This window comes from Vibrio sp. 10N.222.46.A1 (genome assembly GCF_041473595.1).
Lineage (GTDB): Bacteria > Pseudomonadota > Gammaproteobacteria > Enterobacterales > Vibrionaceae > Vibrio > Vibrio tasmaniensis_A.
This window is the reverse complement of the sequence record NZ_JBFRSN010000320.1, coordinates 1-10,995: the sequence shown is the minus strand read 5'-3', so window position 1 is coordinate 10,995 and position 10,995 is coordinate 1. Positions and strand designations below refer to the sequence as shown.

At 45.4% G+C, this 10,995-nt stretch carries 6 protein-coding genes and 2 pseudogenes; 4 read left to right on the top strand and 4 right to left on the bottom strand.

The window, feature by feature from the left end; all coding sequences use genetic code 11:
• The 3 genes and pseudogenes from AB4496_RS10550 to AB4496_RS10540 form a co-directional block, all read right to left on the bottom strand.
• Positions 1 to 1,084: pseudogene (locus tag AB4496_RS10550) on the bottom strand (hypothetical protein); the annotation flags it as partial.
• Positions 1,085 to 1,286: 202 nt separating this feature from the next.
• Positions 1,287 to 2,642, bottom strand: coding sequence for a glutathione-disulfide reductase (gorA, locus tag AB4496_RS10545; protein ID WP_102257537.1), 1,356 nt, complete (start codon positions 2,640 to 2,642; stop codon positions 1,287 to 1,289).
• Between the two features lie 188 nt (positions 2,643 to 2,830).
• Positions 2,831 to 3,670, bottom strand: coding sequence for a 23S rRNA (adenine(2030)-N(6))-methyltransferase RlmJ (locus AB4496_RS10540; protein WP_029224298.1), 840 nt, complete (start codon positions 3,668 to 3,670; stop codon positions 2,831 to 2,833).
• A gap of 279 nt (positions 3,671 to 3,949) precedes the next feature.
• Here AB4496_RS10540 and prlC point away from each other — a divergent pair, with 279 nt between their 5' ends.
• Complete coding sequence (gene prlC, locus AB4496_RS10535; protein ID WP_102257538.1) at positions 3,950 to 5,992, top strand: oligopeptidase A; 2,043 nt, start codon at positions 3,950 to 3,952, stop codon at positions 5,990 to 5,992.
• 68 nt (positions 5,993 to 6,060) lie between these two features.
• Here prlC and asnC read toward each other — a convergent pair whose 3' ends face one another.
• On the bottom strand, positions 6,061 to 6,525 hold the full coding sequence (asnC, locus tag AB4496_RS10530; protein WP_009848066.1) for a transcriptional regulator AsnC: 465 nt from the start codon (positions 6,523 to 6,525) through the stop codon (positions 6,061 to 6,063).
• A 126-nt stretch (positions 6,526 to 6,651) separates the two neighbouring features.
• Between asnC and AB4496_RS10525 the strand changes: the two genes are divergently transcribed.
• The 3 genes and pseudogenes from AB4496_RS10525 to AB4496_RS10515 form a co-directional block, all read left to right on the top strand.
• Positions 6,652 to 9,759: an EAL domain-containing protein gene (locus AB4496_RS10525; protein ID WP_346762942.1), complete on the top strand. Its 3,108-nt coding sequence runs from the start codon at positions 6,652 to 6,654 to the stop codon at positions 9,757 to 9,759.
• A 120-nt stretch (positions 9,760 to 9,879) separates the two neighbouring features.
• Positions 9,880 to 10,659: a class I SAM-dependent methyltransferase gene (locus AB4496_RS10520; protein WP_065679634.1), complete on the top strand. Its 780-nt coding sequence runs from the start codon at positions 9,880 to 9,882 to the stop codon at positions 10,657 to 10,659.
• Between the two features lie 121 nt (positions 10,660 to 10,780).
• A pseudogene (locus AB4496_RS10515) lies at positions 10,781 to 10,995 on the top strand (hypothetical protein); the annotation flags it as partial.

Here is a 10,995-nt window from a genome sequence, read left to right as displayed (position 1 = left end):
GGGTTTCATATTGGTATGAAGGGTCTGCATCGCCTTCATCTCGATCATCTTCCAGTTTATTTGGCGTGTAGTGGTTGAGGATTTGTTGATTCCCTTCAATGAAAGGTACCTCATCGTAACGTCCTGGCTTAGGTGTGGTATTTTCTTTGCTTTTATCAAGCAGAAGGTAAGAAAACGGAGCGTTTAGAGTGAAGTCTGGGTGAGCTGTTTGATTGCAGCCTGCAGAACTTCCCGTCAATACACAGCTGATGTACTTTTCAGCGTCTGCGTATGACAATAAAGAGTCGCTGTCACTTACAGCAATAAGACCATTGGCTGAATCTTGATAAGTGAAGTAAGGCGTGCCACGTGTATGTTCAAACACAGCTTTAGGGAGCATTTTGTCAGCGTGAACTAACATTGTCTTGTCGTTAGGGCGGTTGTTTGGATCGTTAATATCATACTGTCTCACCATGATTGAGCGAATGAATTGCCCATTTTTCGCTACAAATGGATTGGCATCAGTGCTGCCGCGAACAGTCCCTGATTTTTCTCCGAATGCTTTCTCCATATGAGCCAATGCTTCAGATTCACTAGTAATTGAAGTGACTCCCATCGCTGTCAGGAAGTCTGTAACAGAATCACGGTCATCTAGACTTAGGCTTTTCATCTTCGCTAACGTCGCTGCATCAGGTTCGCGCAGCGCATCTGGAATTGTCAGTACTTCATCAGAAGCGCTGCCAGATTGGTTATCTAAAGACTGAAGTAGAATTGCTAAATTTAGAGCTCGGTCGTATTTGCCCGCTGCTTCAAATGGTGTCAGTACATCACGGTTTGATGCTGCCCCTACTTTCAAGCCATTTTCACCACCAATGAAGAAGGTCACCGTGTCGTCAGACTTAGCGGTAAATTCGCCTTCGCTGTTTGTGATGCCCTTTGAACCAGAGCTAGTGCTGTAGTAGATACCTTCAACAGCGGCATCGATAAACTTGTTGGTTGTTGTGGATGGTCCTGGCGGTGTTGTGACACCTGAATTAGAACTGTCGCTACCACAACCTGTTAAAGCCACTGCAATCGCTGCTGCGAGAATACTCACTTTTTTCATTACTCGTACATCCTTCATGTATTAGAGCTAATTGTTTTTTTTATGCGTGTAATTTTATAGCGCGCGATTGTAGTTTGATCTTGATTCCAAGTTAAGTATGTAAAATGCTGTTCGGTTAATAAATATCCCAACCATACGGTAAAAAACAAAAAAAACCGACATAGGTCGGCTTTTGTATAATATTTCTTTGACTTACAGTGGTTTATCGCATGGTAACGAATTCTTCGCTGCCCGTTGGGTGAATCGCCACAACAGAGTCGAAATCTGCTTTGGTTGCGCCCATTTTCATTGCAACACCGAAGCCTTGAATCATTTCATCAACAGTGAAACCGATGCCGTGTAGGCCAACTACAGTCTCTTCTTCGCCAGCACATACTAGCTTCATCTTACAAGGTTGACGGTGCTGAGTGACTGCAGTGTACATTGCAGTAAAGCCAGACGTGTATACCTTGATGTTGTCTTTGCCGTATTGCTCTTCAGCTTCTTGAGTCGTTAGACCAATAGTGCCGATAGGTGGGTGGCTGAATACAACAGTAGGAACGAGCGTGTAGTCCATTTTTGCGTTTGTTTGACCGTTGAATAGACGCTCAGAAAGCTGACGACCGGCTTTAACAGCAACAGGTGTTAGTTCGATGCCACCTTCCATGATGTCGCCAACACAGTAGATGCCAGGAACGTTGGTTGCTTGGAACTCATCTACTTTGATGTAGCCACGGTCGTTTGTTGCAACGCCAGTTGATGCTAGGTTGATAGCGTCAGTTGCTGGGTGGCGGCCGATAGCCCAAATTAGGTGGTCAACGTTTTGAGTGTTGCCGTTCTCTAGGTGCAGAGTCAGCGTGCCATCTGCTTCTTTCACTACTTCTTTAGGAACAGAGTGCGTGTGAAGTGTTGGACCTTCCGCTTCCATTACTTCAACCAGTGTTTCAACAATCATTGGGTCGAAGCTGCGAAGTGGTGACTCTTTACGACAGAACAGGTGTGTTTCTGTGCCAAGTGCACTTAGTACGCCTGCGATTTCTACTGCGATGTAGCCCGCGCCGATAACAGCAACACGTTTAGGTTGCTCCATCAGGTCGAAGAAACCGTTTGAGTCGATACCGTGCTCTGCGCCAGGGATGTTTGGAATGGTTGGACGACCACCTACTGCGATCAGGATGTGATCTGCAGTGTAGTGTTCACCGTTAACTTCAACGGTTTTTTCATCAATAAACTTAGCAAAGCCTTTGATTACGTTTATTTTGTTGTTACCAAGAACACGATCGTAAGATTTGTGGATACGACCAATGTACGCTTGGCGGTTTTCAACCAGTTTGCCCCAGTTGAAGCCTTTTACGTCAACGTCGAAGCCGTAGTCTTTTGAATATAGGTTGATCGCTTCAGCAACTTGAGCACCGTGCCACATAACCTTTTTAGGAACACAACCAACGTTTACACAAGTACCACCAAGGTCTTGAGCTTCGATAAGTGCAACTTTTGCACCGTGCATTGCTGCGCGGTTAGCTGATGCGATGCCGCCTGAACCGCCGCCGATACAGATGTAATCAAAATGAGTCGCCATTACTTTCTCCATTTATTGAAGGCTGTGGGTACAGTGAGCGCACTGAACACCTACGTCCTATAGATTCTTAAATTGTCTAATTATTATATTGAGGGCAGATCGGTTGAACTCAATCTCCCTGTTTAAAATTTATTCGTGTACGTCACAATCTGCTGAATATTCGTCAGAGCATGACGTTAAGTTCGAGATTACTCGGGTACGATCCACTCTACTTTGAAGTGACCGGTTGCCGGCGCAATTGCTTCCTTCAAGAATGGAAGAATTTCGTTCATTTGGCTTTCTAGCTTCCAAGGCGGGTTGATAACAATCATGCCTGATGCTGTCATGCCACGCTCATTGGTGTCTGGTGATACGCCAAGTTCGATTTGTAGAATCTTGTTGATGCCTAAGCCTTCAAGTCCTTCGATCATGTCTTCGATATCACAGCGGTTTACCACTGGGTACCAAATTGCGTAGATACCAGTTGCCCAGCGTTTATGGCTTTGAGCAATCGCAGTCACAACATCACGATACTCTTTTGCCAGTTCGTAAGGCGGATCGATTAGCACCAAACCACGACGCTCTTTTGGTGGCAGGCTGCCTTTTAAGCGTTGGAAGCCATCTTCTTTATAGATAGACACCTGACGATCGCGGTGGAACTCTTGCTCAAGCAGCGGGTGGTCTGCAGGGTGAAGTTCGGTTAATACCATGCGGTCTTGGTCACGTAGGTGCGCACGTGCTACACGTGGTGAACCTGGGTAGAAACGCAGTTTTTCGCCATTGTTGAGTGCTGAGATAGACTCAAGGTAGCTTTGAATGTCTTCAGGAAGTTCTGTTTGTGCCCAGACGCGTGCAATACCTTGCTTGTATTCGCCCGTTTTTTCAGACCATTCATGCGTTAAGTCGTAACGACCTACACCAGAGTGAGTGTCATGGTAAACAAAAGGCTTATCCTTCTGTTTCAAAGAATTAAGAATAAGGCTCTGTACGATATGCTTTACCACGTCGGCATGGTTGCCCGCGTGGAAGCTGTGGCGATAACTTAACAAATTAAACTCTCGTAACACTCTCGAATTAGAGTGTGGTTAGTGTAGGTGGGGTTAATTTGACTATTATAACCCCCAATGGACCATAAATTCTCGAACAATTCAGGAACAGCTGTTCGCAATATGCAGTTAGTTATTGGTTCTACTATTGAAATTTGCCTTCATGGACACTATTTAATAACTATTCGCAGGTGATTTTTTAGGGCGATCCTTAGCCTGATGACTGTAAGACGACCTCATTACAAAAAAGACGAAAGTCTCTAAAGCCAAAGGAATGTTTATATGTCTAATCCGCTATTAACCTTCACGGACTTACCTCCGTTTTCACAGATCAAACCTGAGCACGTTAAGCCAGCGGTTGAGCAAGTGATTGAAGAGTGTCGCAACAAAATAGAACAAGTACTTGAAGGTAATACTTCACCAAGCTGGGACAACCTCGTTGCTCCGATTGAAGAAGTGGATGATCGTTTAGGCCGCATTTGGTCTCCTGTAAGCCATATGAATTCTGTTATGAACAGCGACGAACTGCGTGACGCTTATGAGAGCTGCCTACCAGTACTTTCTGAGTACGGCACGTGGGTCGGCCAACACAAAGGTTTGTTCGAAGCGTATAAAGCGATCAAGGCGAGCGAAGCATTCTCGGCATTAAACCAAGCTCAACAAAAAACCATCACTGACGCACTGCGTGATTTTGAATTATCAGGCATTGGCTTACCAGCGGACGAACAGCATCGCTACGGTGAGATCAGTAAGCGCCAGTCTGAGCTAGGTTCTCAATTCTCAAACAATGTGCTTGATGCAACCATGGGTTGGAGCAAGCAAGTTACAGACGTGGCTGAACTGGCTGGTATGCCTGAATCGGCATTGGCAGCAGCACAAGCCGCGGCACAAGCTAAAGAGCAGGAAGGTTATCTACTGACTCTGGACATCCCTTCATATCTACCAGTGATGACGTACTGTGATAACCAAGAACTGCGTAAAGAACTGTACGAAGCCTACGTAACTCGCGCTTCAGATCGCGGTCCAAATGCTGGTAAGTGGGACAACACTGAGATCATCACTGAACAACTTAAGCTGCGTCACGAGATCGCACGCATGCTTGGCTTTAGCACTTACAGCGAAAAATCTCTGTCGACTAAGATGGCAGAAACGCCAGACCAAGTACTTGGTTTCCTTAACGACCTAGCAGTAAAAGCCAAACCACAAGGTGAGCGCGAAGTCGAAGAGCTACGTCAGTTTGCTGAAAAAGAGTTTGGTGTCTCTGAGCTAAACCTGTGGGACATCGCTTACTACAGCGAGAAACAAAAACAGAACTTGTTCGAGATCTCTGATGAAGAGCTTCGTCCATACTTCCCTGAGTCGAACGCGGTTTCTGGCTTGTTCGAAGTACTGAACCGTGTGTTTGGTATGTCGGTGACTGAGCGTGAAGGTGTGGATACATGGCATGATTCAGTGCGCTTCTTCGACATCTTTGATGCGACAGGCACATTGCGCGGTAGCTTCTACCTAGATCTATACGCACGTGAGCACAAACGTGGCGGCGCTTGGATGGATGACTGTCGCGGTCGTCGCATTACTCAATCTGGCGAGTTACAAACGCCAGTGGCTTACCTAACGTGTAACTTCAACAAGCCAGTCGGTGATAAGCCTGCGCTATTTACGCACGATGAAGTGGTAACCTTGTTCCACGAATTCGGCCACGGTATTCACCATATGTTAACGCAAGTTGATGCGAGTGCGGTTTCTGGTATCAATGGCGTGCCTTGGGACGCGGTTGAGTTGCCAAGTCAGTTCCTCGAGAACTGGTGTTGGGAAGAGGAGGCGTTGTCGTTCATCTCTGGTCATTTCGAAACGGGTGAAGCGTTACCGAAAGAGATGCTAGAGAAGATGCTAGCGGCGAAAAACTTCCAATCTGCGATGTTTATCCTGCGTCAGCTAGAGCTTGGCCTGTTCGATTTCACACTGCACACAGAATACGATCCAGAAGTCGGTGCTCGCGTACTAGAAACGTTAGCCGACGTTAAGTCTAAGGTTTCTGTATTGCCAAGCCTTGATTGGAACCGCTTCTCACACAGCTTTGGGCATATCTTTGCTGGTGGCTACAGCGCGGGTTACTACAGCTACCTGTGGGCAGAAGTGTTATCGGCAGATGCGTTCTCAGCATTTGAAGAGGAGGGTATCTTCAACACTGAAACCGGTAATCGCTTCCTGAACAACATCCTTGAAATGGGTGGTAGTGAAGAGCCAATGGAGCTGTTCAAACGCTTCCGTGGTCGTGAGCCTCAAATCGACGCGATGCTGCGTCATGCGGGTATCAGCGCTTAATATTGTGCTAGTCAGAATGTGAAAAGAGCCTCCTTGTGAGGCTCTTTTTGTATCGATTTATCAAACGATTATGGATTTACATTGCGGTTGATAGGGTTCTGCAATGAAATCAGTGTCTCAGTCGATTGAACCTCGTCAATCGCCTGCAATTTATCGATCAGTACGAACTGTAACTCTTCGATCGATTTACACATCAGTTTAACGAAAATGTTGTAGGCGCCAGTGGTGTAGTACGCCTCAACCACTTCATCTAATGCATTCAGTTTGGCAATGGCTGAGTGGTAATCACGAGCTGCATTGAGGTTGATACCAATAAAACAACACACGTCGTAACCAAGCTTCTTGGTGTTTACCACAACCTCGGTTCGCTCAATAATGTCGGCTGATCTCATCTTTTCGATACGAACGTGAATCGTCGCGGGGCTGACATCGAATTTCTTTGCCATTTCAGCATAAGGCGTGCGCGCATCTTCCATTAAGGTTTTGAGAATGGCACGGTCTAGATCATCCAGACGAGCTGTAGTTGTGGACATGCATAATCCTTAGGGTGAATAAAAAACATACCGGCTTTAGTACACATCATAGCCAAGGGTGATAATATTAGCAGCAACTATAGTGTTAGGGTGAATTCAGTGCGATTTTCGTTGTTTTTGATTGTTATGTGTTGGAGTGCTTTTGTTTCAGCTCAAACAAAAGATGTGTTGGTTATTCACTCTTATCATCAGGGTTTTTTCTGGACTGATGATTTCCACAAAGGATTATCAGAAGAACTGGAGCGTGATCGACTATCGTATCGAGTTGTTTATTTGGATAGTAAACGAACTCAAAACCCAGAATACTTAGAGCGCGTTTATCAGCTTTATCACACCAAGTTGATGCATGAAGAATTTGCTGCGGTTGTAGTCAGTGACAATAACGCCCTTAATTTAATGAAGCGCCTTGCGCCCGATCTCAAAGATACGCCAGTAATCTTTGGTGGTATCAACAATTTTACTCCTGAAATGATTGAAGGTTTGAATGCGACGGGCATTACTGAAGATATTGATTTATTGGGTAATATTGAGCTAATTAAGCGTCTTCAAACAAACATAAAGAAGATATACATTGTTACTGACCATTCAGTAACAGGTGAGGCTATCCGCTCACAAATTGATCGTTCTATTGAGGCTCACCCCAACTTTTCCGATTTGCTGGAGCACTATGTGCCTGACTCTTACCAAGAGTTAATTGCGTTTTCTCAGCGAACCGATCTAGATCAGAGCTTACTCTTTTGGGCATATTATCGCGATGCTAAAGGCAACGTGAGTAGCGTTGAAGACTGGCGACAATTGAACATTAAAACCCAAATGCCACTGTATATGGTGCACGATTTGGGGTTGGGTTTTGGGGCGATAGGCGGTGTTATTCAAAGTGGTGAAACGCAAGGTCGAGATACGGGACGTGTTTTACTAAAGGTATTAGCAAACCCAAATGAACCTCTGCCTTTAGTCGCACCTGGCGCATCGGAAATTAAACTCGACTACCAACAGATGTCACGCTGGGGGCTGGGAACTGAGAATGAAGCTTCAATTACTTTTCTCAATAAGCCTCAGTCATTCTTGGTGCGTTATCACGATGAAATTCGAACAATAGGTTTGCTGTTTCTGGTTATGTCGTGTGTTATTGCGACCTTGGTTTACTACCTCAACCGCCTCAAGAAAAGTGAGCGTGCTAGCCGACAAAGCCAGCTGTTACTAGAGTCGATATTCGATCAAAGTCTACAGTACATGGGTATTCTTGATAAAGGCGGTGTACTGCTGTCGAGCAACAGTAAGCTGCATGAGCTTCTTTATAATCAAGGTTATAAATTAGGAACACCTCTCCAAGAATATTGGGAGGGTGCCGCTGGCGAAGTGCTGAAGGAGTATTTTGCTGAAAGGGATGATTATCCAACCCTACGATTTGAGGCTGAGGTATGGTGCCGTGATCGTGGTGGAATGGTGCTAGATATCTCTTTAAAGCCGATGCCGAACAGTGAAGAGGACACCATTCAGTTCTTATTTGAAGCTCGTGATGTTACCTCACGAAAGCTTGCTGAGAACAAATTATTCCAACGTGAAGCGAATCTCAAACTGTATTACGACAAGCAGCCGGTGATGATGATTACACTGGATGTCAATAATCGCATTCAGCAAGTGAACCAGTTTGCTGAAGAATTACTAGGTTATCCACTTGATCTGCTTTTGGGGCATCGCCCTAGAGAATTTTATGTGGATGAGAACGCGATGATTCCTCGTCATATCTTGTTGCAACCACAGCACAAAATTCGCGGCGTGTGGCGTCGTGATATCGAGTATCGTCATGCGGACGGTAGAACGATCTGGATTCGTGAAAATATTCGTCCATTGGTCGACTCGGGTCAGCTGTTGATTGTGGGAGAGGATATTACTGAAACCCGCGAACTTTCTGAAAAGTTAGAATACCAAGCGCGTTATGACCTGCTTACAGACACTTTCAACCGCAACCACTTTGAGCAAGAGCTACAAAAGGCGCTGAAAGAGGTCGAGAGTCATATGAGAACTCATGCGATGTTGTTCTTAGATTTGGACCAATTGAAAGTATTGAACGATACTGCTGGGCATGAAGCGGGTGATGCCGCGATCTTATTTAGCGCTAATCTGATAGAAGATGTGCTTCCTTACAATGCTGTGTTAGCTCGGATGGGGGGAGATGAGTTTGCGGTATTAATCAAAGACTGTACTGAGCGAGATGCTGTCAATGTCTGTCACAGTATTATATCGATGATGAGTGAGAATCCATTCTTATGGGGTGATATTCACCTCAATCTTACTTGTTCTATCGGAATTCGATTGATTGACCATACTGCCGCTTCATCACAAATGGTGCATGCACAGGCGGATGCCGCTTGCCATGCCGCTAAAGAGGAAGGGCGAAATCGTTATCACCTTTATCATCTAGATGATGAAGATCTGCGCCGTCGCCATTTAGAAATGGAATGCGTTAACTTGGTACACGAAGCCTTAGCCAATGATCGCTTGGAGTTATTTGCCCAACGTATTCTTGGTCTAGAGGGAAATAGCAACAAAATGCACTTTGAGATACTGGTGCGGATCAAGAACGTCCAAGGTGAGTACATTTCACCGGGGATCTTCATGCCAGCCTCCGAGCGCTATAACATCGCGCATTTGATTGATCGCCAAGTCGTCAGTCAGACGTTGAATTGGTTGGAGCAACGCCCACATCTCGTTGATGATTTGGGGATGTGTTCGATAAACCTTTCTGGTCACTCGATGGGTAACCGAGAGTTTGTTGAATTCTTGATTGAAAGTTTGGCGAACTCATCAGTGCCTTGCCATAAGATTTGTTTAGAGATCACTGAAACGGCCGCCATGAGTAATATGAAGCAGGCAATCAAGTTCTTTACTCGAATTAAAGAGCTCGGCTGTTTGATTGCTCTGGATGATTTTGGTTCAGGCTTATCGTCATTCGGATATCTGAAGGCATTGCCCGTTGATATTGTGAAAATTGATGGCCTGTTTGTGCGTGATATTGATGTTAACGAGATGGACTATGTGATGGTTCGTTCGATCAATGATTTAGCGAAGCAGATGGGCAAGCACACGGTGGCTGAGTTTGTTGAAAATACTCAGGTTCTCGATAAGTTGATTGAACTCGGTGTTAACTACGCTCAGGGCTATGTTATTGGCCGACCGAAGCCACTGGCCGAGCTTGTTGAAGAGTTAAGGCAAGAACGAGAGATAGAGTAATTGGTTTAGGTAAGCCGACCGAGCTGTGAATACTTTTCACCGCTAATATGTATTGTTGAGGCAATCAGGTAAACTGGTTGCCTCTTTTGTTTTGAATACTACTGTCTGTTGGAGACGACCTTGCAACTACAACTGATTTGCGAAGATGCTACCCAAATCGATCATCTAAATGACTTAGCGACCCGTTGGAATTTATCTCATGATGAAAACAGCGATTTTGCTTTGGTACTGACTTGCGAGCGACTTGAGCTACGTAAAGTCGATGAGCCTAAGCTTGGCGCTATTTTTGTTGATTTAGTGGGAGGCGCAGTCGGTCACAGACGTAAGTTTGGTGGTGGTAAAGGTCAGGCAATTGCTAAAGCGGCAGGTTTAAACAAAGGTGCAACGCCAACTATTCTTGATGGTACAGCAGGCTTAGGGCGTGACGCATTTGTATTGGCTTCGTTGGGCTGTAAAGTGCAGATGGTAGAGCGACATCCAGTTGTGGCTGCATTATTGGATGACGGCCTGCAGAGAGCAAAAAAAGACCCAGATATCGGCGGTTGGGTTAGCGAACGTATGAAGTTGATTCACGCTTCAAGTCACGATGCGCTGGATAAACTTAGCAACGACCCTAACTTCGAACAGCCTGATGTGGTGTACCTCGATCCTATGTACCCACACCCAGAGAACAAGAAGAAGTCGGCTTTGGTTAAGAAAGAGATGCGAGTATTCCAATCTTTGGTTGGCGCCGATCTGGATGCCGATGGCTTGTTTGAGCCTGCGATGAAGCTGGCAACTAAGCGCGTTGTGGTCAAAAGACCGGATTACGCAGCATGGTTAGACGAGCAAAAACCGAGCATGGCAATCGAAACTAAAAAGAACCGTTTTGATGTGTATGTGAAAGCATCAATGACTTAGAGACACGCTAAGAAAATTTCCCGTCATAAATACGATAAATCACCATTTAACACTTGCGATAGTCGCGTTACGGATGTATATCTAACTAAGAATCATTATTATTCTTAGCTGGAGTTGTAGCATGGCTAAACGCTTTTGTAAGTTAAACCGTCGAGATATCACTGAACACCTAGGAGAGATCCACAGCTTGGTTACTGAACCTAAATTTGTGTGTCGTTCTTGTGCGCGTTCTTCGGCGGATCAAGCGAACCTATGCAAACCAACCGCAATTCCACCTCTTGGCTGTCAAAATAAACCCGTTGAAGAAAAAGCCGCATGCGGCCTACTAGCGGAAAC